General features: G+C 63.7%; 21 protein-coding genes. 9 read left to right on the plus strand and 12 right to left on the minus strand.

What is annotated here, in order from left to right; genetic code table 11:
• The first annotated feature begins 212 nt into the window (after nucleotides 1-212).
• Nucleotides 213-1562 carry a transposase gene (locus tag M3M54_RS07860; RefSeq protein ID WP_249021611.1) on the plus strand — a complete coding sequence of 450 codons (1350 nt, stop codon included), beginning with the start codon at nucleotides 213-215 and terminating at the stop codon, nucleotides 1560-1562.
• On the opposite strand, the gene M3M54_RS07865 is transcribed toward M3M54_RS07860, so the two are convergent.
• Nucleotides 1484-1990, minus strand: a complete 507-nt coding sequence (locus M3M54_RS07865; protein WP_249021612.1) for a hypothetical protein — start codon at nucleotides 1988-1990, stop codon at nucleotides 1484-1486. The genes M3M54_RS07860 and M3M54_RS07865 overlap by 79 nt on opposite strands.
• Nucleotides 1991-3066: 1076 nt before the next feature.
• On the opposite strand from M3M54_RS07865, the gene M3M54_RS07870 reads away from it, so the two are divergent.
• The 5 genes from M3M54_RS07870 (at nucleotide 3067) to M3M54_RS07890 (ending at nucleotide 8071) form a co-directional block, all read left to right on the plus strand.
• Nucleotides 3067-3462, plus strand: coding sequence for a helix-turn-helix domain-containing protein (locus M3M54_RS07870; RefSeq protein ID WP_371878586.1), 396 nt, complete (start codon nucleotides 3067-3069; stop codon nucleotides 3460-3462).
• A 51-nt stretch (nucleotides 3463-3513) separates the two neighbouring features.
• Nucleotides 3514-4881 (plus strand): DDE-type integrase/transposase/recombinase, encoded by a 1368-nt coding sequence (locus M3M54_RS07875; RefSeq protein WP_249019757.1) that lies wholly within the window; start codon nucleotides 3514-3516, stop codon nucleotides 4879-4881.
• A 3-nt stretch (nucleotides 4882-4884) separates the two neighbouring features.
• On the plus strand, nucleotides 4885-5700 hold the full coding sequence (locus M3M54_RS07880) for an ExeA family protein (RefSeq protein ID WP_249019415.1): 816 nt from the start codon (nucleotides 4885-4887) through the stop codon (nucleotides 5698-5700).
• Entirely contained in the window at nucleotides 5697-6968 is a 1272-nt protein-coding gene (locus tag M3M54_RS07885) for a YfjI family protein (protein WP_249019416.1), read from the plus strand. The genes M3M54_RS07880 and M3M54_RS07885 overlap by 4 nt, the downstream gene beginning before the upstream one ends.
• A gap of 599 nt (nucleotides 6969-7567) precedes the next feature.
• The gene (locus tag M3M54_RS07890; RefSeq protein WP_249021613.1) at nucleotides 7568-8071 is read left to right on the plus strand and encodes a hypothetical protein; all 504 of its coding nucleotides are present in this window, start codon (nucleotides 7568-7570) and stop codon (nucleotides 8069-8071) included.
• Here M3M54_RS07890 and M3M54_RS07895 read toward each other — a convergent pair.
• From M3M54_RS07895 to M3M54_RS07925, 7 genes are all read right to left on the minus strand, one after another.
• Complete coding sequence (locus M3M54_RS07895; RefSeq protein ID WP_249021614.1) at nucleotides 8068-8859, minus strand: hypothetical protein; 792 nt, start codon at nucleotides 8857-8859, stop codon at nucleotides 8068-8070. The two genes, M3M54_RS07890 and M3M54_RS07895, sit on opposite strands and share 4 nt — an antisense overlap.
• A 289-nt stretch (nucleotides 8860-9148) precedes the next feature.
• The gene (locus tag M3M54_RS07900; RefSeq protein WP_249021615.1) at nucleotides 9149-9751 is read right to left on the minus strand and encodes a helix-turn-helix transcriptional regulator; all 603 of its coding nucleotides are present in this window, start codon (nucleotides 9749-9751) and stop codon (nucleotides 9149-9151) included.
• Entirely contained in the window at nucleotides 9751-10107 is a 357-nt protein-coding gene (locus M3M54_RS07905; RefSeq protein WP_249021616.1) for a type II toxin-antitoxin system RelE/ParE family toxin, read from the minus strand. Before M3M54_RS07905 ends, M3M54_RS07900 begins: the two co-directional genes overlap by 1 nt.
• A 262-nt stretch (nucleotides 10108-10369) precedes the next feature.
• Nucleotides 10370-11578 carry an ISAzo13 family transposase gene (locus M3M54_RS07910; protein ID WP_249021617.1) on the minus strand — a complete coding sequence of 403 codons (1209 nt, stop codon included), beginning with the start codon at nucleotides 11576-11578 and terminating at the stop codon, nucleotides 10370-10372.
• A 518-nt stretch (nucleotides 11579-12096) separates the two neighbouring features.
• Nucleotides 12097-13368: a HEPN domain-containing protein gene (locus M3M54_RS07915; protein WP_249021618.1), complete on the minus strand. Its 1272-nt coding sequence runs from the start codon at nucleotides 13366-13368 to the stop codon at nucleotides 12097-12099.
• Nucleotides 13369-13619: 251 nt separating this feature from the next.
• Nucleotides 13620-14210 (minus strand): nucleotidyltransferase domain-containing protein, encoded by a 591-nt coding sequence (locus M3M54_RS07920; protein ID WP_249021619.1) that lies wholly within the window; start codon nucleotides 14208-14210, stop codon nucleotides 13620-13622.
• Between the two features lie 153 nt (nucleotides 14211-14363).
• The gene (locus tag M3M54_RS07925; RefSeq protein WP_249021620.1) at nucleotides 14364-14705 is read right to left on the minus strand and encodes a hypothetical protein; all 342 of its coding nucleotides are present in this window, start codon (nucleotides 14703-14705) and stop codon (nucleotides 14364-14366) included.
• Between the two features lie 176 nt (nucleotides 14706-14881).
• Here M3M54_RS07925 and M3M54_RS07930 point away from each other — a divergent pair, with 176 nt between their 5' ends.
• On the plus strand, nucleotides 14882-16207 hold the full coding sequence (locus M3M54_RS07930) for an IS701 family transposase (protein WP_249019544.1): 1326 nt from the start codon (nucleotides 14882-14884) through the stop codon (nucleotides 16205-16207).
• A 437-nt stretch (nucleotides 16208-16644) separates the two neighbouring features.
• On the opposite strand, the gene M3M54_RS07935 is transcribed toward M3M54_RS07930, so the two are convergent.
• A complete protein-coding gene (locus M3M54_RS07935; RefSeq protein ID WP_249021617.1) occupies nucleotides 16645-17853 on the minus strand; it encodes an ISAzo13 family transposase in 1209 nt (402 codons plus the stop codon).
• A 41-nt stretch (nucleotides 17854-17894) separates the two neighbouring features.
• Nucleotides 17895-20210 (minus strand): AAA family ATPase, encoded by a 2316-nt coding sequence (locus tag M3M54_RS07940; protein ID WP_249021621.1) that lies wholly within the window; start codon nucleotides 20208-20210, stop codon nucleotides 17895-17897.
• Nucleotides 20211-20313: 103 nt separating this feature from the next.
• On the opposite strand from M3M54_RS07940, the gene M3M54_RS07945 reads away from it, so the two are divergent.
• Complete coding sequence (locus M3M54_RS07945) at nucleotides 20314-20634, plus strand: M24 family metallopeptidase (protein ID WP_256465827.1); 321 nt, start codon at nucleotides 20314-20316, stop codon at nucleotides 20632-20634.
• 146 nt (nucleotides 20635-20780) lie between these two features.
• Complete coding sequence (locus M3M54_RS07950; protein ID WP_249021623.1) at nucleotides 20781-21719, plus strand: hypothetical protein; 939 nt, start codon at nucleotides 20781-20783, stop codon at nucleotides 21717-21719.
• Nucleotides 21720-21878: 159 nt separating this feature from the next.
• On the opposite strand, the gene M3M54_RS07955 is transcribed toward M3M54_RS07950, so the two are convergent.
• Both M3M54_RS07955 and M3M54_RS07960 read right to left on the minus strand, forming a co-directional pair.
• The gene (locus M3M54_RS07955) at nucleotides 21879-22751 is read right to left on the minus strand and encodes a PIN domain-containing protein (RefSeq protein ID WP_249021624.1); all 873 of its coding nucleotides are present in this window, start codon (nucleotides 22749-22751) and stop codon (nucleotides 21879-21881) included.
• A gap of 382 nt (nucleotides 22752-23133) precedes the next feature.
• Nucleotides 23134-23349 (minus strand): hypothetical protein, encoded by a 216-nt coding sequence (locus tag M3M54_RS07960; RefSeq protein WP_249021625.1) that lies wholly within the window; start codon nucleotides 23347-23349, stop codon nucleotides 23134-23136.
• Nucleotides 23350-23871: the final 522 nt, after the last annotated feature.

Genomic DNA, 23871 nt, shown 5'->3' on the forward strand with positions numbered 1-23871 from the left:
CACTCGGGTTTCGCACTTTTGGGCCTGTAGCGGCATAGCGGCGTAGCAGGTGGTGGTGGTGGGCGGGGCCGTGGCGGGCTGGTGTGGCCTGTTGGCGCGGTGTCGGGGAAGGAGCATCGGCGGCTTGCGCGAAAGCGGTTGCTGTCAACATAACCCGTCCGTCGCGGCCAAGGGGAGGCACGCTGCGCGGCTTCTCTTGGAGGCTGCCGCCGATGCTCTGCGTCCCATCTTCGCTGAACGAGCTGCTTGTCCTGTTTGAGTCGTGTTTCACCCGTCCCACGTTTGAGACGTTCCGGGGGGTGTTGGTCGGTCAGGTCTCGCAGACCTCTCTGCGGTGCGTGACCGGGATGCTGACAGGCTCAAGGCTGTCGGGGGTGTGGCATCACGCGCGTTGCCACCGGTTCTTCGCCAATGCCCGCTGGTCCGTGGACGAGCTCGGGTTACGGCTCGCCTGCCTGATCGTTGAGCGCTTCACAGAACCGGGTGCGAGCGTGCTGGTCGCGGTCGACGACACGCTCCTGAAACGCAGGGGACGCCGGATCCACGGCACCTTCTGGCATCACGACGCGACCGCCAACAGCCGCTCAGGCTCGGTCGCGTGGGGGAACAACTGGATCGTGGCCGGGATCTGTGTCAAGCTGCCGTTCCTGCAGCGCACCGTATGTTTGCCGGTCCTGTTCCGGCTCTGGCAGCCGCGGCGCGAACAGTTCGTCAAGCAGCACAAGCCCGATCCTGAGCGGCCCGGGAAGGTCAAGCTGGCCAGGGCGATGGTCTGCCTGCTCGCCAAACGGCTGCCGGATCGCCAGATCAACGTGGTCGGTGACAGCGCCTACATCAGCCAGGCGTGGCGTGCTGCACCCAAGCGGGTGACGATCACATCGAGGCTGCGTAGCAACGCGGTGATCTACGCCCCTGCGCCGCCGCGCACCGGCAAACGCGGCCGGCCACGCAAATGGGGCAAACAGCTTGAAAGCGTTCAACAGATCGCAGCCGACCCCGCCACCGAATGGGTAAAGACGACCGTCAGGCGCTACAGCAAAACCGAGACGCTCGAGCTGGCTGAGATCAACTGCCTGTGGGAGCCGCTCGGCGCCGAAACCCCGGTCCGTGTGATCCTCGTCAAAGACGACACCAAGCCGTGCGGCTACCAGATCGCGCTGATCACCACCGACCTTCACGCCACCGCCGCGCAGATCGTCGAACGCTACGCAGACCGCTGGCCGATCGAAGTCGCCTTCCAGGACGGCAAAGAACTGTTCGGCGTCGGTGATGCCCGCAACCGGACCGAGAAAGCCGTGCAACGGACCGTCCCATTCCAGTTCTTGGCGATGGACCTCACGATCATCTGGTACGCGCTCTACGGACATCACCCCGACATCGTCACAGAGCATCGCGCCCGCGCCCCCTGGTATGTCTCCAAGACCACCCCATCATTCCAGGACATGCTCGCCAAGCTACGACGAGTGATCATCGCCACCCAATTTCAACCCGAACAGGCCCGAACCCCCACAACCCAGGAAATCAACCAAGTCCAGCAAGCATGGGCAGCCGCCGGCCTATGAACTGCGAAACCCGAGAGGATCAAGAGGACTAGGAAAATCCAGAACCAGCTCACATTGATGCTGTGGCGCTGCAACAGCGCACTGGCCGAGACCGAGGCGACCCCCAACACGACGGCTGTCGAAGAGAGCCAGGCTGTCACGTACACCCAGCCCGCGACGAAACCCGCCAGGCGTCCAAGCGAACGACCGGCGTAGGTGAACGCGACACCACTGGCCACGTCGTAGCGGCGGGCGAAGCGGACGATTACGTAGGCCAGCGAAAACGAGCCGAACATCGCCACTAGATAGGCGAAGGGAACCGCGGGCCCCGCTTCCGAGGCTGCAAACGAGGTTCCGAGAGCGAGCGCCATAGTAGGCGCCAGTCCGGCGAGACTCAGTCCTGAAGCCTCGAGTGTTGACAGCTTCGCGTTTACGACGCGCTCACTCATTGACCCTCTCCTCTGTCCCAGTTGTGAGTAACAGCGGGAAGAACCTACCACCGCGATATGCGGCCGTCAAGCGAGCAGCTGTACGCTATGCGGACACCGAGGAGGAGGGCGGTCAAACTCGACGGGGACAACCACGCAGCGCAGCGCGGGGAAGTTCGACGACCAGCAAGCGCCCAGCGCCGCAGAGGTGAGCCCTGAGGGCGAGCAGTAGCTGTGCTGGAGACATAGGCGTTCGATCCAAGCCGGCGGCGATCGGTTCAGCCATCGACTGTTGGTGTTTTCGTTCCTGCCGCGCTGCCACGGCGCGTGCAGATCACAGACAAAGACCTGCACGCCAGTATCCAAAGTCAAAAGGACGTGCGCACCCTACTCCGGCCGTCGGTTCACGTCCCTCGAATCCGAAGGGCCGTTCAACAACAACGACTGCTCAGCACTGCTCGCTTTCGTAGGAATGTGAACTCCTCCCCTGATTCCTACACCATGCCTGTGACGATCTCCTTACGCCGAGCCGCTGGCTAGGCTGAGCGTGTGTCGATCTGGGCTCCCGTTGTCGCGGCTCTGGGGTCGAGCCTACTCACCGGCATCACAGGGTTCGGGGTCATCTGGTGGCAGCAGAGGAAGCGTGACGCAGCATCTGCCAGGTCGGCAAAGGGCGAGGCCTATCACCAGCTGATCGCGCACTCACTGTCGTTCACGATCCGTGCCAGAACGTTGCGAGTGTTGAGCGCCGTTTGAATCCGGCACGCGCGGTGTGGGTGGCGCCGTTCATCGGCGGCATGTTTGCTGCGATGGTGGCAGGCTTGGCGCGTTTGTGAACGCGCGAGAGCCCTCCCGTCAGCTTGGCGGTTGCCGGGAGGGCTCTCTTGGATGCCGGAGGTGGCACCCCGATGTTGATCGTATGTGCAGAGCCTGCCGTGGTCGAGGCTGAGTTGTTGGCTGGCGGGTTGTTGTGTCCGTTATGCCGGGCGGTGTTGGGGCCGTGGGGTCATGGCCGGGAGCGGGTGTTGCGCTGTCGGGGTGCTGACCGGCGGCTGGTGCCCAGGCGGGCCAGGTGCCGGGGGTGTCTGGGGACCCATGTGCTGTTGCCTGATATCGGGTTGTTGCGTCGTCGGGACGAGGTGGCTGTGATCGGCGCGGCGGTTGAGGCGAGCGTTGCTGGGCAGGGGTATCGCCGGATCGCTGGGTGGTTGGGGTTGCCGGCGGACACGGTCCGGGGCTGGTTGAGCCGGTTCGCTGCGCGGGCGGATGTGATTCGGGAGCATTTCACGCGGTGCGCGATCGTGCTGGACCCGGAGCTCGGGCCGATCATGCCGGCTGGGAGCGTGGTCGCGGACGCGTTGGAAGCGATCGCAGTCACGGCCAGGGCGTGGGTTTTGAGGTTCGGTCCGGTGGATCCGTGGCCGGTTGTGTCCAGGTTGTCTGGCGGGGTGCTGTTGGCAACACGAGCTCCCGCCTTCCCGTGGGCGGCGTGAGCTGAGACGCTCCTGCGCTTCGGATGAACGAGAGCGCGGGAGAGCAACGAGGTGAATGAGGATCGTCGCCGGGAGATCGGCCTGTTTCGTTACACCCTGATTCGTGACGCCGCCGATGAGGGGTTGTCGAAAGCTGAGCGTGGCCGGCTCGTTCGGTCACTGGCTGGGCGTGAGCATGTCGGGCCTGATGGGCAGCTCGTCAGGGTCGCGCGCGGCACTCTGGATGAGTGGATTCGTGCTTATCGCCGCGGCGGGTTCGAGGCTTTGCTTCCCCGGCGGCGGGTCGTCCCGGTCAGGACACCGGCCGAGACATTGGAGCTGGCGTTCGCTTTGAAACGTGAGCGGCCGGAGCGAACCGCCGCGCAGGTCAGGCAGATCATGCTCGCCAGCGTCAAGGACGGTGAGGACGTGCCGGGGTTGCGGACATTGCAGACGCATCTGGCTCGTGCCGGGTTGAACGTCAGGGGTGATGGTCACACTGCAGGGAAGGTTTATGGCCGGTTCGAAGCCGCTGCCCGGAATGAGCTGTGGACTGGGGACGGGTTACATGGCCCCAGGCTCGCCGGCACCGCCGCGCGGGCGGTGCTCGTCGCGTTTATCGACGATCACTCTCGCCTGCTGACCGGGTGGCGGTGGGGGACCGGTGAGGATGTGTTCCGCCTCGAGGCCGCGCTCCGTGCCGGGTTGATGAGCCGTGGGGTGCCCGGCCAGATTTTGGTTGACCGCGGCTCGGCGTTCGTGTCCTCACAGCTATTTCGTGCGTGTGCGGTGCTTGGTGTGAGGCTGATTCACGCAAGCCCGAGGGCGGCGACAACGAAAGGGAAAATCGAACGCTTCTTCCGGACCGTGCGCGACCAGTTCCTGGTGGAGATCGATGATGGCATCGAGCTGGCGGAGCTGAACCGTCGGTTCTCCGCGTGGGTGGAGGTCGTTTATCACCGCCGGGTGCACTCAGAGACCAAGCAAGCCCCGCTGGCCCGGTTTGATGCGGCGGGCGCACCCCAGTTGCCGACCCCGGCGCTGTTGCGCGAAGCGTTTCTGTGGAGTCAGGAACGGACGGTCACGAAGACCGCGACCGTGTCGCTTTACGCCAACCAATACGAGGTCAACGCCGCGCTCGCCGGCTGCAAGGTCGAGTTGGTGTTCGACCCGTTCGATCTCACGATGATCGAGGTTCGCTACCAGCATCGCCCGATGGGGACCGCCACACCTTTGGTGATCGGCCGCCGCACCCACCCACAAGCCCAGCGGGAGCTGCCGCCACCACCGGCCGGCACAGGGATCGACTACCTGAAGCTGCTGGCTGAGCAGCGCGACGCTGAGCTGGGTGGTCAGCGGATCGACTACGCCAGCCTCACAAACAACGGCGACGGCGACGGCGAGAAGGATCGTGACATCAACCAAAAGCAGGAGGGATGAGCAGTGAGTATTGACAGGTTGCGCGCCCATTACGGGTTCACACGCATGCCGTTCGGGAAGGATCTGGCACCGGGAATGTTGCATGCCCATGGCTCGCATGCTGAGGCGGTCGCCCGGATGGCGTGGTGCATCAGTGAGCAGGCGATCGGTGTGATCAGCGGGGAGTGCGGCGCCGGCAAAACTGTTGCTGCCCGCGCCGCTGTGGCGAGCCTTGATGCCTCAAGGCACACGGTGCTTTATCTCGGAACCCCCGGCGTCGGGTTGCGCGGTATCTACGGGCTGATCATCAACACCCTGGGCGCCACCCCTAGGTTCCATCACGCCGCTCTGATCCCCCAAGCCCAAGAGATGCTCGCCGCCGAGAGCGCGGAGCGTGGCAAGCATGTCGTGATCATCATTGATGAAGCCCATTTGCTTGACGCGGAGAGCCTGGAGGGGATCCGGTGTTTGTCAAACATGGGGATGGACCAGACCGCCCCGTTCTGTTTGCTTTTGCTCGGCCAACCCACACTTCGGCGTCGGCTGCGCAACGGCACGTTCACCGCGCTGGACCAGAGGATCGCGGTGCGTTACACGATCAACGGCCTCGACCTGAAAGAGACCCGAAGCTATGTGCAGCATCATTTGGCGCTCGCGGGCCGCTCGGACACCCTGTTCTCCGATGATGCGATCAGCCTGATCCACACCACGTCCCGTGGTCTGCCGAGGTTGATCAACAACCTCGCTGTCGCGGCGCTGGTTGCCGCGTTCGCGGCAAACAAGGCGATCGTGGATGAGAGCTCGGCACGGGTCGCCGTCACAGAGGTCTCAGCCGAATGACCGCCACCCTGTCGCTGCTTGACCCGCCACCGGAGGATCAGCCTACAAACAGCGGGCTGCTGCCAGCACCGCCAGGCTGGCCGCAAGCACCAGCACCCGCCGTCTACCACGAGCTGCTCGGCGAGATCGTGGGCCGCGTCGCCCCGCACACCGAGGCTGACCCGGTCGCGATCCTCACCCAGCTGCTGGTCGGGTTCGGTACCGCCATCGGTCGTGGCGCGTGGTTCCAAGTCGAAGCGACCCGCCATCACACCAACGAGTTCATGCTGCTGGTCGGTGACAGCGCGAAGGCGAGAAAGGGGTCATCTTGGGATCATGTCCGTCGGCTTCTGGTCAGTGTCGACACGTCGATCGACTCACGGATTCTCACCGGCCTATCCAGTGGCGAGGGGTTGATCTGGGCGGTCCGTGACCCAGCCGGCCAGGATCCCGGTCACCCTGATCAGCGGCTGCTGGTGATCGAACCAGAATTCGCGTCAGTATTGAAGGCCGCAAGCCGTGAGATCTCGACACTCTCACCAACTCTGCGCTCAGCGTGGGATGGACGGCCACTGGCGATCCTGACCCGCACCGCGCCGGCGCGCGCCAGCACCGCGCACATCACGCTAATCGGTCACATCACCCAACACGAGTTGCGCCGCCACATAACCCAGGCAGAGCTCTCCAACGGGTATCTGAACCGGATCCTGATCGTCTGCTGCCGCCGCCAGCGCCTGCTCCCAGAAGGCGGCGAACCTGACCCCCTCGCCGGCACCGGCCTTGATCGCCTGCTCGCCACGGCGCTACGCCAAGCACGCACAGCCGGCCAGATCAAGCTTGATCCCGACGCCCGGGAGATGTGGCATCACGCCTACCGCACACTCGCCCAGCCACAGGCCGGGATTATCGGCCAGATCACCGCCCGCGCCGAAGCGCACGTCATCCGCCTCGCGCTTCTCTACGCCCTCGCTGACGGCAAAACCCAGATCGGCAGCCCGCACCTGAGCGCCGCACTCGCGCTCCAGGACTACGCCACCCGGTCCGCAGCATGGGCGCTCACCGGTGCGACCGGTCAGCCACTCGCCGAACAGATCCACACCATCCTCACAAACCATCCCGGCGGACTGACCCGCAGCCAAATCAGCCAGACCCTCAACCACAACCAGCCCGCCGGGCAGATCGACCACGCCCTCCAAGCCCTGCACGCCGCCCACCGCGTCCACAGCACCCAGATCCCGACCGGCGGACGACCCGCCCAGCTCTGGGCCGCCAGCAGCAGCGGGACATAACCGGCCGGCTGCCTACCGCCACGCGCGAGTGGGTCGAATCGCTCGCCGAGCACCCGGCCGCGCCACCAGACCGGTCACTCAGAAACCTGAGCACCTCATGGCGAGCGATCAAAAGCGAAAGCGAAGCGGTCACAAACGCGCGACAAGCAACCGCAAGCCCACGACCCTGACCGCCCTTCATTGCGAGCCGATCAGCCGTCAGCCCGGGACCCCACCCCGGACTTACTTCTTCTTTCGTACCCCACCCCCCGATGCCGCCGAACAAAAGCATCACCGTCCCGAAAATCAACGGCGCTCAACACTCTGGACCGCTGCACCGACCGTCGACGCCTGAACCACCACCGCTACGCGCGAGTGGTCCGCATCGCTCGCCCACACACGCCCGCACCACGACAACACCCCCGCGTCCCGCCACCACGATCGTGGCGAGCGATCAAGGCGAGAGCGAAGCGATCACAAACGCGCGACAAACCGCCGCAACGCCCGAACCCCTGATCCTCCTTCCCCGCCGCCGTTCTCGACCTCCGACACCCCTTTGGTCGTTCAGTCGTTCGTCCCCCCGATCACCATCCAGAATGGCGCCGTCATCACCATCCAACGTGTCCGTCAACAGCTGGCGGCAGCTGATCAGACAAGCCGTCGTGCAGATCGATCTGCTTGATCTCACGCTCCACCACGTTCTCACCGAACCACAGGACGTTGAGCTGCTGGCCGGCAAAGCCCAAGAGGGTGTCCTGGTTCGGGTGCTGGTCTCTCACCCCGAGTCGGCGCACCTGACGATCACAGAAGCTGAAGCAGAGGGCACGCATAAGCTCGCAGCCCGCTCCACCCTCGCAGACCAAGCCGTCCAAACACTCCAGCTGCTCAACACGGAAGCAGCCCGTGGGATCGAGGTTCGGGTGTTCGTGGCGGCCGGCTACCACAGCATCATCCGTGCCGACAACCAGCAGCTCATATCCCCACACCTCTACGCCACCCCCGCTGACCAGAGCCCGGTGATCTGGCTGCGCGCCGACCGCCAGCCGGTGCTGTTCAAACAGTTCGAAGACCACTACCAGCACATCTGGCAGCACGCCCAACCCGTCCAGCCCACCGCCGGCTAGAGGATCACGGACTGAACGCGCACCATGCTCGCCAACCCAAGGCCCTCGACCAGCTCCTTGACCGCGACACCGGTGCTCTGCGTCTCAACATGAACGATCGCCTCAACGAACCGTGGATCGGAGCCGTAGCTCATAAGCACGCGGCGCAACAGCGCAAGGTCCGGGATGCCGAGAACCAGGTGCACCGCCACCCACCCGCGGTCGGTCGCGACCAGCACATCCGGCCCCTGCACCATCCCCGGCCTGGCTGCAAGCTCCCTGCGCGAGCTGACCGAAACAACCGGTTCACCAAGCCGGCCGATACGCGCCAAAAGCCACAGCCACACCACCGCAAGCTCTCCACGCAACCCCACCAGGTCAACGACCGGTACCGGCAGACTCGACCCGACCTCGGCGAGCCCCTCGCTGGTCACGCGGTAGAACGGCTGACCGGCCGGCAGCAACCTGGCCCGCAACAACAACCCCCGGTCAACAAGACCATCAAGCACCGGTTCAGCCGTGTCCTGATCGCAGCCGAGCAGCACCCCCACCTGATCGGCCACAAACACCGACCAGGCCGATGCAAGATCCAGAACCTGCCGGTCATGCTCACCCAACACCCGACCATCATCCTCCCACAGGACCGCTCCAGGCCGCCAGCCCGGTGAGGGGAGTGTAAAGAGCAACAGCAACCCCCGGTAACCCTTCGCGGCCGCCGGGCACGCGGCGCCGACGAGATCCCACCACGACACGACGCCAGAAGCGTCAACAGGCCGCGTCCCGTCGCCGATCACCACGCGTCTGGCCACGACAAGCACGACCAGCGCGACAACCCGGACGCGGCCGGTCAGCGACCCCTATCACCAGCGAACCAGACGACGACCAACCACTCGCGAGTCCCGCATCTCGCGGTAACTGCGCCGAAGTTGCGCCAGCCAGGAGCACCAGCCAGCGAGCCGATCACCAACGTTCAGCCAATCCGTGCCAAGCTAGCGCCACTGTGACTGCTTCGTCGCCAATCCGCTTGTCTGGCGGCTGAGCGGTCAAACACGAAAGCGATCACGATGGGCTCGGATCTCCTCGTGAATGTGCGCCCACTCAGGCTGATTGCCGTGCGCGCGACCGCGATCGCCGGGGTACCGAATAGCCGCGGGGGGCTTTGACGGCCTCGCCGCTCTTGGTGAGCTTTGAGAGCGTCGAGCTAATGGTCGTCGTTTTCAGCCCGGTCGCAGCTGCTACCTGGCTGGCGGTCATCGGGCCGCTCTTCGCTAGTGCGGCGAGTACAGCGCTCTTGGTCTGGCCAGACTGGCTGCTTCCCCTGCCGCCGGCTGCTGCTGAGCGGGCCGCAGTCTTCGTGGAACCTCGAGCTTCCACGGGCGGACGCCTCCGGCGCGACGGCGTCAGGTCACCGACATCCTCGAGCAGCGTATAGACGGTGTCGCCGATCACGGCAGTGAGCTTGAGCTCACCGCCCAGTGCGTGAACATATCTCGCGATCGACGAAAGCATTTGATCGTTGCTTCGTTCGAGCTGCGAGACATTTGACTGACTGGTGTTGAGGGCCTCGGCCAGCTCGATCTGACTCACCCCCACCTGCTCGCGGAGCGTTGCGAGTCTGATCCGTAGCTTCTCGGTCTCGACGGCCGCCTCGTCCGGGGGTCGCCGGCCACGAATATCCCTCCAGCTTGTCGTGTTTGGCATCAGATCAATCCTTCCGTTTCTAGTTCCGCGAGGTATTCGTCGTACAGCTCATCTGCGATTGGGATACTGCGCTCGTACCAGCCAGTCCAGTCTGAGGCCTTGTCGCCTCCGAGCAGCACGATCGCGGTCCGTCGCGGGTCAAAACAGAACAGTGCGCGCAGATGGCGACCGCTCGACCTGAGTTCCTTCATGTTGTGATGACGCGAGCCGTTTATGACGTCGGCCGCTGGACGGCCGAGTGATGGACCGAGTTGTTCGAGGAGATCTAGGACGCCGGCCATCGAGTCGTAATCGTCATCGTCGAGCGACTCAATCCAGTCCCTGGCTTGGTCCGTGAGTTCGATCTCCCACGCCACCAACCTAGTATAAGCCAGAGCTGCTATAAGTCAACGCTTATAGCCACAACTGGCAGGGCCGACCGACGATGCAACGTCGCCGAAGCACTCGCCTACGAGTAGTAGGGCCCATGACCCAAAGCAATAGCCAACGGCTTCTAAAGCCTTACCGAGTCAGGATGGCGGCGGATCGCCGTAAAGCGCCCGGTTTGCTCGCCGGATCCGGTCTTGCGCCTTTCGCCGGGAGCTCGGCGAGCGCCTTCTCGCACTGGCTTAGGAAGCGTCAGTCGATAAGTCGCGGTTTGATGAGGTAGTTCCACTCGCCGTGGAACTCGTCCGGGGTTAGGTTGACCGCGGCCAGTTCAGCGTCGGGGACTTCGACGCCCCGCTGGTAGGTGTTCTCATCGAGCTGGGCGTAGACCTTCAACCCCGCGGTTGAGGTCGTCGCGCCGATCAGCTCGACGATCACTTGACGAGAGACGAGCGGCCGTCCACGCCAGTTTCTTGAGATGTAGCTGAACAGGCGGTGCTCGATCTTGTTCCACTTCGACGTTCCGGGCGGGAAGTGGCAGACCTGGATCTGCAGGCCGGTCTGATCAGCGAAGCGCTGTAGCTCGGTCTTCCAAAGCCTGGTCCGGTAACCGTTAGAGCCGCCACAGTCCGCGGTGATCGTCAAGGTCTCAGCGTTGGGGTAGCGCGGTTTGCCGAGCTGCTCCCACCAGCTTCGGATCGACGCGACCGCGAACTGTGCAGTGTCGGCGTCGATCCCGACGCTCACCCACCCCTCGTCGTTGGCGATGTCATAGACACCGTAAGGGTTGACCTTGCCCAGCTGTTGGTCCTTGAAATCATGAACCCGAACCGGGATCGGATCGCCCTTCGCTCGCCACTCGCGCCCACCGTTCTTGAAGTCCCCGACCAGCTCCTTCTTCTTGGTGTCCACAGACACCGCCGGCTGCCCAGCGCTGAGCGCCGTCTGGACGGTCTGGTTGATATGACGAAACTGAGCGTCACGATCGGGATGACTAGATCCCTCCTTGGTCTTGCGGTTGGCCTGCAAGCTGTAACCAAGGGACCGCAGATACCGCGCGACCGTCTCGTGGCTGACCTGATGGCCTTGATCGCGTAGCGCACGAGCGATCGACCTGACGCTCTTCGCGGTCCACAGAAGCGGCGACTGCGGGTCACCACGAGCATCATCCCGGACAAGCCGCTCAAGATCCGTCAGCAACGTCGGATCGCTCTCACTCAACGCCTTCGGGCCCCCACCACGCACACGAACCCGGCCGTGCTCGATCGACTCGCCAGCCTGGACCTCACGCACACCACGGCGGACCGTTCCCTCATTCAGGCCAGTCGCACGAACCACCGCCGCCTGACCACCACGACCATGCGAAAGCGCCTCCGCACCAGCCCACAACCGCCGCTGACGCTCGTTCAGATCACCAGCCAACGCCCGGTAACGCTCCCCGATCGCACGCTCATCGATCACACACAAAGAGTTCTACACAACCCACAAAACTCCTTGACTTATTATCTGACGCCCCCTTAAGTCCGAGACGGAGATGGCGGCGCGGCTCACCCAGGCATTCTCGCCCACGCGCCGAGCACCGGCTGGCGCGAGAGCTGCAATTGAGCAACCGTGTGACGGGCCGGCTGCCAATGCGCCGACGCTCGTCAGCCGAGTCAGCGGCAGGAAAGCCAAGTCGTCCAGACTGCAGACTGCGAGTGATGTCGCCGACGTAGCGCCGACCGCCGAATCGTCGATGGTCGAGTCAACCGCTGATAACCCGAAGATCGCAGGTTCGACTCCAGCCTCGCTGCACCGAAAGGTCCGTGTTCACGGGCCCTCGGCGTCTCTGCGCCGGCGGGTATGGCGCCGATCTGGGCGCGTGCTAACGGATGTCAAACGGACGGAGACGGACAGGCAGGCACCGCGCCCCGCGCAGCGCTGGGCCGGGCTGGCGTCGGGCAACAGTCCACTGGGCTTGTGCTTCGACACCGACAGGTTCATTCACGGGCAGACTTCGGGAGCCCGTTGCTGAGATCACTCGGCTCGCGACCTAAACCCAGCAGGTAGTTAACTCCGGCGGTGCGCGCGGCGAGCAACGCCGCATGGCTCAGGTCGCGTTCGATCCACGAGCGCGGGCCGAACTCTCCGAACGCAGAGTGTCGGAGCTCACCGTAGAACAGCGACGAGCCATGGGTGAACTTGGAGCGGTAGTCATAAAGTTCCTGACGCGCCGCGGCGTACTCGTCGCCTGGCGCGTATTCCTCGAGCAGTTTTTTGACCCGTGCCCTGATGCTGAGCCGGTCTTCACGGCCGCACGCCACGCATTTCGCGCCTGCCGGCGACTCGGGCGTCAGCGCTTCGATCGCCTGCGCCGCAGCGATCGTTGACGCGGATGCGGACAGGTTGCTGATCTGCTGAGCGTGGTTCAGCCAGTGGCACCAGTGCAGGAACCGGTCTTGATCCAACGCTGGCAAGTCGCGGTAGGTGCTGAGAGCGTCCTCGACCGTTTCCGGTAGCGTCAGTAACTGGCCGACAGTGAACCCGCGCTTCGCGTAATAGCCGTAGTGTGGGTCGTGCGGGATCGCACGCGTCTCGGCGGTGATCGGCGTGAACTCTGCGGCGACGCGGTGGTAGTCATCGAGCGCGTAACCCAGCCACCCGAGTCGTGGTGATGGGTGGGTGGTGGAGTCGCCGCTATCGATTGGAATGAACCAATCGGCATGCGGATAAGAGCCGAGGCGATCATCGATGTGGCGCACCACTCCGGATAAGAGCCTCGTCGCTTCTCGAGTCGCCACGGCACTCCGGTAGTCGTCAAGCTGCTTGTTCTCCGATCCGCTGTAAGCGACTTCGATGAAGAACGGGTGCGGCAGCGGATAGCCGCCTGCCATGGAATACTCGGCTTGTGGAAAGGTGTCGGGAACAGCGGATATCTGGAACCAGTCCCGATATCGCCAGCTACCTGCCACCGGCAGGTAGCTGAAGAGTACGGTTGTCGCCACTCGATGTGTCCGTCGGCCCCGGAGCATCGTGAGTACCTCGGCCCGCGCCTCATCGTCTAGGTCTCGCTTGGTATCGAGGCCGGCGAATTGGCCCCGCTTCCCATATTTGACGGTCAGGCTCCAGCCGGGGCGGGTGCCGTACACCACCTCGGAGTAGTTGGTGGAAGATGCCTGTCCGAAGCAAGCGGAGAGCGACGCGAGAGCGTCGGACAACCCGAGATCGTGCTCTCTGACGGCTGCTTCTAGCGCGCGCAGTTGATTCGGCATGAACCGGATTGTCCGATCAGATCGGACATGATCCGGCGGCGAGCGTCCGTGACGAGGTTGGAGGCGGGCGATCCATCAAGCCTGACGCACGCATCGGCCGCAACGCAGGGCCCGGTGCTCCATGCCCGAGAACCAGTATTCGCCTCAGTGCGCAACCGGCTGTCGGCGACGTCGCGATCGATGGTCGCCATTCCGATAGCGGTCGCGGACGCAGCGGGAACGTGAAAGGAATCGCGACGCGGGCTGCGGAGCTACCTTTGAAGCTCTCGTAGCCAAGCATGACTTGGATCCTCTACGGAGAGCGCCCGCGCGAGCCAGTTGGCTTGTGCGTCAGTCAGTCGAGGCAGAACAAGCTCGAAATCGTGCCGGTCTTTGTCTCGGGAATGCTTGGCCTTGAACAGCAGGACGATCTCCGGCGCGAGAAACGGAATGTGCGAGGCGGTCTTGTGGAGGGCGGCGTCTAGAGGCATGTCGATGGCGGGATTGCGCCGGTAGGCCCAGCGGCCACCAACCCACGTTTCGCGCATCACGTCCAGCCGCCATTTCCCGGCCGGCGCATCCCACCCCCAGGTCTGCCAGGTAGGGCGAAGGATCCCAGGAGTCCTGGAAACTGCCGTCACCTCGCCTGCGTGTGCCGCGTACCACTCGAGCTCCGGCATCGCTGACTGAAACAGAGCCAGCCCTCCCCGTGAAGTCACCACCTCCAGGTCCTCATGCTCACGCGACTGGAACCCCACGAAGAGGTCGATCGCCCACCCACCTGCAACCGCCCAGGGACCAACGCCATCGAGTCTGGCGGCCACCTCGACCGGAGTCCAAGCGTCCCAGGCATCCAAGTCCACGCGAGGACCTTAGAGCCGCGTGGCGCCGGTGACAAGCATCCCAGAGTCCGTCCACGACCCGGACTGCCCGGACCAACACCGCGTCGCCGATGAGATCGCGTGGCCTGAACGAGCATCACACGAAAAGCGTTAGCGCGGCAGCGTCGTGCCCGTTCAGCGGCCTTTGTGACGTGGAAACAGTGCGTGCCAATCACCGGAGGTGTCCCAAAGTATTGGCAGTGCGCCATTCGGACAGCTCTCGTCGAAGACGACCGTCGCCTGAAGATCGGCGTACCCGAGCGGGAACTTACGCTGAAGCCGGCGGCCGTAGGATTCGGCGACCTCGCGCGCGCCTTCACGCTCTGCGTCCGAACGGAATGCACTTGACTCTGCGGAGAAGCATCGGTCACCGTTTCCGAGGGGATCGCAGACATAGAGGTCCAGTGGAATGCCGAGCGTCTCCGCTGCTTCGACCACGCGACGGGCAGCCTCGGCGAAGCCCGTGATGGCAATCAAGACAACCTTGATCCCGCGCTTCCTGATTAGGCTGCCGATACGGGCTTCCAGCTCGCTCAGCTGCTCGCAGGCTTGGTCCCCGGACCCTAGTAGTACTTTGTTAGTCTGCTGGAGGTGTTAGTCGCTGTAGCGCGAACCCATCCTGCATTGGTGTTATTCGATGCAGGATGGTGCGGATGGCCGTTTCGGTGATGGAGCAGGAGATGCCGGCGGGGTCGCTGGCGCGGGACGTGAAGGATCGGATGGAGGCGTTCATGGCTGCGGTGAGTGGCGTGGCGATGAAGCATCCGGCGCAGCGCTCCAATGCTGAGGTGTACGTTCGTGGTTTGTTGACAGCAGGTGCGCGTAAGTCCCTTGAGCCGTTGGTGGAGCGGCTGGATGGTGATGGGGACTATCAGAGTCTGCAGCAGTTTTTGGCCGACAGTCCGTGGGAGCCGGGGCGATTGATGCAGGCGGTGGTGGAGCGGGTCGCGCCGATCGTCGCCGCGGAGGCGTGGGTGCTTGATGACACGGGGTTTCCGAAGGACGGGAAGAAGTCTCCTGGGGTCAAGCGCCAGTACTCGGGGACGCTTGGGAAGATCGGGAACTGTCAGATCGGCGTGTCGCTGCATGCGGTGTCTGAGCATGCGACGCTGCCGTTGGGGTGGGCGCTGTATCTGCCGGAGGACTGGTGCGCTGATCAGGAGCGTCGCCGGAAGGCGAAGATCCCTGCGGAGGTGACGTTTCAGACCAAGCCGCAGCTCGGGCTCGGGCTGGTCAAGCAGGCATCGGGCTGGGCGATCGATGTTGCGCCGGTGCTCGGTGACGCTGCCTATGGTGAGAACACGCAGCTGCGTGGTGAGCTTGACACGGGCGGGTTTCAGTACGTGCTGTCGATCAACCCCGAGACGACCATCTTCGCGCCGGGTGCGGTGTTCGCGGTCCCGGACCGCAAGCCCGGCGCCCGCGGGCGCTCACCGGCCGCATATCACGCCGACGTTGACCCGGTGTCGGTCGGGGAGTATGCCGCGACACTGACCGGCGAGGACTTCCAGACCGTCGCGTTCCGCGGGACCGGCAAGACAAGGGTGTCCTCGAGGTTCGCGTTCAAACGGATCACGGCCGCGCATCCGGTCACCCGGGACCGCGTCGCGCCACGTACGGAATGGCTGATCATCGAATGGCCCGAAGGTGCTGAGACGCCCAGTGACTACTGGATCTCGAACCTCCCGGCCCGCACCAAGCCCCAGCGTCTCGCACGGCTCGCCCGACTGCGATGGATGATCGAGCTTGATTACCGCCAGCTCAAAGGCGAGCTCGGCCTCGATCACTATGAAGGCCGCTCCTACATCGGCTGGTATCACCACACGGCACTGGTCAGCACCGCGCACGCGTTCCTGACATTGGAGCGCACCGACCCAAAAGCCCAGCGGCGGGCCTCACACTCCCCCAAGCGGTCCGCCTATTCATGCCCATCTTCGACTGCTGGTCCGGACACTGCCACACCTGCCAACGACCGATAGACCTCGCCGAGCTGCCGCTACGACACACTCCCGAAGAGTAACAAAGTACTACTAGAAAGTCGTCGACAATGATCAGGGCCTGGCAGGTCTCTTTGGACAATGGCTCTTGGAGGTTGCCGAGTTCCTGTACGTGGTCAGCGTAAATGTTGTTTTGGTCGGCATACAGGCGCGCATACCGGGCCCCGCTTTTAGCTGGTCCGCCCAAATATGAGACGACGAATTCGTCCCTCTTGAGGCGTCCTGATTCGAGGCGTTGGCGAACCCCACGTACGGCGACCGCGTGGGCTTCGGCGAGCTTCTCCCGGATCCGTCCTCCGTCGTAGAAGTTGACCGCCTCTAGGACGCCGAACATAAGCCGTTGCTCCCGTACGCCGTCGAACTGGTTAAGCCATTGCCGAACGTGGTCGGCGCTGACCTGCTGCCCCCTGTAGGAAGCGTCAGTCGATAAGTCGCGGTTTGATGAGGTAGTTCCACTCGCCGTGGAACTCGTCCGGGGTTAGGTTGACCGCGGCCAGTTCAGCGTCGGGGACTTCGACGCCCCGCTGGTAGGTGTTCTCATCGAGCTGGGCGTAGACCTTCAACCCCGCGGTTGAGGTCGTCGCGCCGATCAGCTCGACGATCACTTGACGAGAGACGAGCGGCCGTCCACGCCAGTTTCTTGAGATGTAGCTGAACAGGCGGTGCTCGATCTTGTTCCACTTCGACGTTCCGGGCGGGAAGTGGCAGACCTGGATCTGCAGGCCGGTCTGATCAGCGAAGCGCTGTAGCTCGGTCTTCCAAAGCCTGGTCCGGTAACCGTTAGAGCCGCCACAGTCCGCGGTGATCGTCAAGGTCTCAGCGTTGGGGTAGCGCGGTTTGCCGAGCTGCTCCCACCAGCTTCGGATCGACGCGACCGCGAACTGTGCAGTGTCGGCGTCGATCCCGACGCTCACCCACCCCTCGTCGTTGGCGATGTCATAGACACCGTAAGGGTTGACCTTGCCCAGCTGTTGGTCCTTGAAATCATGAACCCGAACCGGGATCGGATCGCCCTTCGCTCGCCACTCGCGCCCACCGTTCTTGAAGTCCCCGACCAGCTCCTTCTTCTTGGTGTCCACAGACACCGCCGGCTGCCCAGCGCTGAGCGCCGTCTGGACGGTCTGGTTGATATGACGAAACTGAGCGTCACGATCGGGATGACTAGATCCCTCCTTGGTCTTGCGGTTGGCCTGCAAGCTGTAACCAAGGGACCGCAGATACCGCGCGACCGTCTCGTGGCTGACCTGATGGCCTTGATCGCGTAGCGCACGAGCGATCGACCTGACGCTCTTCGCGGTCCACAGAAGCGGCGACTGCGGGTCACCACGAGCATCATCCCGGACAAGCCGCTCAAGATCCGTCAGCAACGTCGGATCGCTCTCACTCAACGCCTTCGGGCCCCCACCACGCACACGAACCCGGCCGTGCTCGATCGACTCGCCAGCCTGGACCTCACGCACACCACGGCGGACCGTTCCCTCATTCAGGCCAGTCGCACGAACCACCGCCGCCTGACCACCACGACCATGCGAAAGCGCCTCCGCACCAGCCCACAACCGCCGCTGACGCTCGTTCAGATCACCAGCCAACGCCCGGTAACGCTCCCCGATCGCACGCTCATCGATCACACACAAAGAGTTCTACACAACCCACAAAACTCCTTGACTTATTATCTGACGCCTCCGTAGTGGCCCCAGTGCTTGATTACGTCTGAGATCTCCTCAGAGGACACTCTCTGCTCCATCTCTCGGAGCTTGGCGTTTAGAACCGCATCTGGATCCGTAAAAGTTGTCGTGATCGCGTTTCGGCCGTAACGTTCCAGCCACATGTCGAAAAACCGCACCTTCGTTCGTGCGCACCCATCAACGACCTCTAGAACACCGCGGCGCTCGAACTCTCGGAGTGTCTCCTTCGTCGCCTGATCCGCAAGTCCGAACGTTGCTGCGCGCTCGACGACAGCATCCACTGTGCGATCACCGCACTCTCGAGCCTCGGCGTAGGCGAGAAGGACCTTACGACGACGGACTGAGATGTCTTCTACCTTCTCGGCGGACTCAAGTACCCCGTCTTCCCAGAAATGGATGAAGTTTGTGACGCTCGCGCCGTCGAGCGCATCGGCGGTTGCATCTACCACCTCTTGCGCCGTGATGTGCGCGTCTCGACGATTCACTGCGAGCTTGAAGAGGGCGCGGCAGATGAGTTTCGTGAAATAGGGGTGTCCAGCGGTGTGGTCGTACATCGCAACTATCGCCTCGTCGGTGACCTCAAAGCAGTCCGCGACTGGCTGGCGGATCAAGTCGCTGAAGTCGTCCCAGTGGCGCTCGCGATCTAGATAGGTGACTGGCACGGATTCGAACTTGTTCAGCTGGTCGCCTTGAGCGTCGATGATAGGCCCCATCTTTTCGCCCCCGACCAGCACGAATCCGATGTGCTGCTGACTGGCGAGTGTCCGAAGCGCGACAAAGAACGCATCGCCTATGTCACCTCGGCGGTACAGCGCACGCGGGAGTTCATCAAACTCGTCAAGGATCACGATCACGCGAAGCTTCGGGACGCGCTGGCGCATCTGTCCGACGATGCCTCGGAGGGGAGCGAGAGTCGCCTCAAAATCCGGGATCGGGATGTCTGAGAAGCGAGGGCCCGTGGCTGTTAGCTCCGATGCAACAGCAGTTCCCATCGCTGCAATTGTCCCTTCGGCGGAGGGACGTATGTAGGCGCCGGCTTCCAGGTAAACCACGGCGATGTCATCATCGATTGAGAACTGGCTTTGAAACGTAAGCGCGATCGACGTCTTACCGACCCGCTTTTGCCCGGTCACAAAGGCATTGCCGACACTCCGTTCGCCCACCAGGTCAACGAGCTCTCTTAGCAGCTCCGCTCGTCCTACGAGCTCTTGCTTGGTTCGCACCGGTTCAAGGTCGTAGCGCTGGCGAAGGTGATCCCAGTCAATGTCGGAGCGTTGTGACTCAAACATCACCTCGAATGGCGCCGAGTTCGCGCTGCCGTCACTGTTGCTCCACTCCACACGGCCGATCACGAGGCACGACTCCTCGCCGACCGAGACACCAGCCACCGTCCCGGCAGCACGCTCGTCTGGCATCAGTATGCCGAGCGGCACTGATTCGGTCTCGAGGCGTAGGCCTGTTCCTTCAAGTTCCACTATCCGGACGTCGAGGGCTTGGCCGGGGCCACGGTTGACGACGATGAGGCCGAGCCGCAGCGTCGCGTCGATCGAAGAGAGGGGATACTTCTTCCCAGCAGACGTCACCTCCACTTCTGCTGGCTGAGTTGCGGCGTTCTTCTCGTAGACTTCAGTCAAAACATCGTCGAGCCTCGAGAGCAGCTCGGAGAAACAGCGCATTGCGACTGGTCCGGCGGCTTCCACGTCGCGTCGAAAGTCAGACATGGTCTCGCTTGCGCGCGCGTGGGCGGCTAGGAACGCTGGTCCCACAGTCGCACGAACCTCGGCAACGGCAGTGAAGAGGTCAGTCAGCTTGCTCTTTGCGAGAGGGGCAGGTATTAGCGGAACCAGTAGCGGACGGTAGGTTCCAAAAGCACGCTGGATCTCGCCGCGAGCGGACTCCAAGGAAGTGAGTGAGACGAGCTGGGCCGCCGCGTTCTCGATTTGCTTAAGAGCAGCGTCGGGCAGCGAGGCCAAGCTTTGGAGCTTCTCGAAGTCCTCCCCCGCGAACGCGATCTTCCATGACCTGAACTGCTGCGCGAACGCGTCTCCGACGAAACCAAGGGCTTCGCGTCGTGCCTTGAGCCCACGGCCCTCGAAGAGCTCCGGGTTGCGCCTGAGCGCGTGGATCAGCAGGGCAGCTCGCGCCTGCCGCTCTTCGAGCCCTGGCGTCGGCGAAAAGAACGCTTCGACCGCACTCCTGGCGTCATCGATTCCCGTCGCCGCGCGCGCGATGTCTTCCAGCGGGAGCGGTGATGCGTCATCGAGAAACAAGGCACTGAGCTTGTCGGCGGTAGCGGTCATTTGCTAGCGCAAGAGACTAGGGCTTCGAACGGTGCCGCGGAAGTAGGCGCAACCGACGCGACCCGCCGAGCGCTTCACAGCGGCATCAGAGCCGCCCGCGTTGGTGTCCGGATCAACGAGATCGGCCGCGCGGTGGAGGCCAACCGGTTATGGGTACTCGGTGTGTCGGGATCTCACCGGCCACGGGATCGGTCGCCGGATCCACGAGCCTCCGAACGTGCCGAGCTTTCATCACCCCCGGCTCGACCAGAGCCTCACCCGGGGTCTGGTGATCACGATCGAACCGATCATCGCCGCCGGTCGCGGCGAGATACGCGATGCTGGCGTTGGCTGGACTCTCAAGACTCACGATGGATCCTGCGCCGCTCACTTCGAGCATACGATCGTGATCACCGATCAGGCTCCGATCGTCCTGACGGCCTGAGCGGCCAGCTAGCCCCCGAACGCTCCGGTCACCGGTCCGCGCTCAGCGGCCGCCGCTATTGCTTTGCGGTCTCACAGTCCACGAGCAACGTGATCGCTTCGGCGACAACTGGCGGCCGGCGTGCATGGTGCGAACATTGTCCCGCGATGAGCGCGGCCGACCAAACCGACGATAACGCCACCGTTGCCCTTCACGGCAACGAAGTGCTCGTCCATGACCTCGCCGTGGATGGCGCAGTCGTTGAGCTTGTGCGACAAGAGATTGCCGCGGGCAGGGATCCAAGGCAAATCGTTGTGCGCGCAATCGAACTCGGTGCAGCAATCCTGCTGCACGGCGCCGCGATGGGAACCGTGGAGGCCGTCGAAGCGCGGGTAGATCGTCTCGTGGCCGCACTCGATGACCGCACCGCGAAGATCGAGTCGCTGAGTCGGATGCGCACACAGGTTTCAAGTGCCCGCGGCCTTGAGTTTGAGGAGGCGATCGGCCCTGTGCTGGAAAGGCTTGCTGCACCACATGAGGACGAGTTGGAAGCCACAGGCGCCACGGCAGGCATCGCCGACGAGAAGGTCGGCGATTACGTCATCACGCTCAACCCACGTGATACAGGGGGACGATCACGCCGCGTCGTGGTCGAGCTGAAGAAACGCAAGGAGCGCCCAAGCCTGAAGGCGGCGCTTGGAGAACTCGATCGCGCAATGCTCAACCGTGGCGCGCACGTCGCCGTTATGGTGTTCTCGGGCAAGGAGAGGGCACCCATGCAGGGCGGAATGCTGCGCTACTACCACGGCAACCGGATCATGGTCGTGTGGGAGCCCGATGACGAACCGGGTAGCGGACTCGCTCTCGAAGTCGCCATACAACTCGCGCGCACCCTCGCCGCCAAGGCCGAAAGCGGGGATCTGCCACTGGACGGGGCTCTACTCAGCGAGCGACTGGACAAGCTCATCAGCCTCATCGACCGTCGCGGCGACATCGAACGCGCCATCCGTACCGCGCAGAACGGTCTCGACACCATTGAAGAGGTCTTTGGAGAGCTTCACACAGAGGCGATGGCGGTCCTCCTTGAGCTCCAGGACCGGCTCTGAGCCGATCCTCAGCCCGTCCGATGCCGGCGCGGCTCTCATCACCTGGGCGACCTCGGGGGCAGGCCACATACCGCAAGCATGCTTATGCGAATCTCGATCGCATCGAAGCCCGCCTGCAGCCGCCAAAGAGCATCTCGACCGGCGTGCCCGCCGCCGGTGCTAGACGCTGTCGCCTTGCCGCCGGTACTGGTCGGGGAGCGACACGATTGGAATCCTGCGTGCGTGCGCGCGGAGCTTCATCCCCGTGTCGCCCGTTATAAGACACGTCTGAGCGCCGTAGATCAGCGGGAGTTCTTGCGTGACCGACAGGATTTCGTCGTCCGCGTCGCCTGAGCGGAAGCGAGGACCTGCATCGACGAGAACTTCCAGCGTGACGTTCTCTCGGACGTTCCCTGGCTCGCCGGCTGGACCGACGAGTTCCTCGATGCGCGGCAGGATGCTTCTTGCTCGTTTGGCCGCCAGCTTTGATTGGTCGTACTTCTTCGAGTCGAGTTCCTCGACAACCCGTAGCGGCAAGATCAGACGGACCTCCCGCATTCCGACTACCTCGGGCCAAGGGATCTGATCGAGCGGCATGAAGTGCAGCAGTACGTTCGTGTCGACGACTGCCGGAGCGCCGGTCGCGAGGTCAGCTCGCGCGACCCGCGACTTCAGGTCATCAACGGCCCCCTGTAACCACGCCGTCTGGCGCCGGATCTCGTGGTCGACCAGTGGATGCGGTCTTGAGACCGCGGACGCCATGTCGCGGATATGCCAGTACCGATCGGTGAACAGCAGCGAAGACCAGTCGGTCCAATAGGTCGCGCTGTGCAGCACGTCTTCAACCTGCTCAACCCAGTCGGCATAACCGTTTCGGAGGCGATCCACAACAACGTCGGCCGGCCCGTCGGCGTGACTCGTTATATCGCGAGCTTTGTTGATCAGCTGCTCCAGACTTGCGATCGTCTGAGCCGCCGAAGTGCGCGGCTTGAGCCGCAGTCGTGGGTAGGGTCCGGGCGAGATCGTTGGAGCGTAATCGTCGCGCAGGGACATATCCAGCGGCTTGGGTCATCCACAGCATGGAAGGTTGCGGTCGGCAAAGGTGCCGCTGCTTCAGCGCCGCACGATCCCCTCGTCGCGCATGCAGTCGATTATCTCGAGGCACCTCACGTTGGACCGATCGGAGAGGTTCTAGATCTTGGTAGATACCGGCGACGCCGGCTGCTTTACGGTGCTCGCTCGTCAGTGACGCACCTCCACTCCGCGCCGCATGCCGTTAGCGCGGCTCGTTGCCGTGGCTCTTGTGACCGCGATCCGGCCCGGGCGTGCCGGGGACCGGGGTGTCCGGACAGGGAGTTCGGCGAGGCTCCCGAGGCGTCGCCCTGGTGGCCACCAGCTGTGAATCGTGAGCGTACCGGCCCCTCGGGGTCCGGGGTCAGGCAGCGGGTTCAGGGTTTCCGGGTCCTGGCTCGCGTAGGAGTGTCAGGGTCTCGTCGCCGAACACGGCGACGAGTTCGAGGTGTCCGCCAATTGCGGCGACCTTTTCGCCGAGCGTGGCGAGCCAGAGGTGGTTGGTGCACTCGGTGGGGCTGCCGAAGAGTTCTGTGATGTGGGTTGTGGCGGGATGTCGTTGCTCCCACCATTCATACAAGCGTGCTTCCCCATGAGCCGTTGGTAGGCGGCGGCGTCGCGCTCGTTGATCTGGCGCTGGGCCCGGGTCTCGCTCCATCTCGTGGTGGCTTGGTCGCGTGCGCCTTCGCCGTCGCCTTCAGCCTGGTCGTCTTGGTTGTCGTGGTCTGCCACGCGGTCTCTCCCGAACGGGCTTGGCGCAAGCGTATGGCACCGCGCCACGGGGGCTAGCATGTGCGCTGGTGGCGAGCCGGCAGGCGAGGGGCGCTGCTGGCAGCTGATGATGTTTGCCTGAAAGGGAAGGGCTAGTGTCGCCGCCGGCCGGTTCTCGTAACGACTGTTTCACGCGCGCGGAGACGGTCGCTTGGGACCTCGCTCCGCTCGGTGAAGTTTCCGCGGGCGCGGAGCGGGTCCGTGCGTCCGGGTCGCGCGGGCCCAGATGTCCCAGCCGAGGTCATGTTCGAGCACCGGCTCGATCACATGCTCCAGCTCGCGTGCTGGGCGGTCGCTCGCCTCACGTTTAGGCTCGGCGATCGGGGGTTCG

It is taken from the genome of Conexibacter sp. S30A1 (assembly GCF_023330665.1).
GTDB lineage: Bacteria > Actinomycetota > Thermoleophilia > Solirubrobacterales > Solirubrobacteraceae > Palsa-465.

Excerpts from the sequence above, each read along its gene's own strand:
- M3M54_RS07860 (WP_249021611.1), top strand. The coding sequence starts at position 213 with ATGCTCTGCGTCCCATCTTCGCTGAACGAGCTGCTTGTCCTGTTTGAG.
- M3M54_RS07865 (WP_249021612.1), bottom strand. The coding sequence starts at position 1,990 with ATGAGTGAGCGCGTCGTAAACGCGAAGCTGTCAACACTCGAGGCTTCA.
- M3M54_RS07885 (WP_249019416.1), top strand. The coding sequence starts at position 5,697 with ATGACCGCCACCCTGTCGCTGCTTGACCCGCCACCGGAGGATCAGCCT.
- M3M54_RS07900 (WP_249021615.1), bottom strand. The coding sequence starts at position 9,751 with ATGCCAAACACGACAAGCTGGAGGGATATTCGTGGCCGGCGACCCCCG.
- M3M54_RS07915 (WP_249021618.1), bottom strand. The coding sequence starts at position 13,368 with ATGCCGAATCAACTGCGCGCGCTAGAAGCAGCCGTCAGAGAGCACGAT.
- M3M54_RS07930 (WP_249019544.1), top strand. The coding sequence starts at position 14,882 with ATGGCCGTTTCGGTGATGGAGCAGGAGATGCCGGCGGGGTCGCTGGCG.
- M3M54_RS07940 (WP_249021621.1), bottom strand. The coding sequence starts at position 20,210 with ATGACCGCTACCGCCGACAAGCTCAGTGCCTTGTTTCTCGATGACGCA.
- M3M54_RS07950 (WP_249021623.1), top strand. The coding sequence starts at position 20,781 with ATGAGCGCGGCCGACCAAACCGACGATAACGCCACCGTTGCCCTTCAC.
- M3M54_RS07955 (WP_249021624.1), bottom strand. The coding sequence starts at position 22,751 with ATGTCCCTGCGCGACGATTACGCTCCAACGATCTCGCCCGGACCCTAC.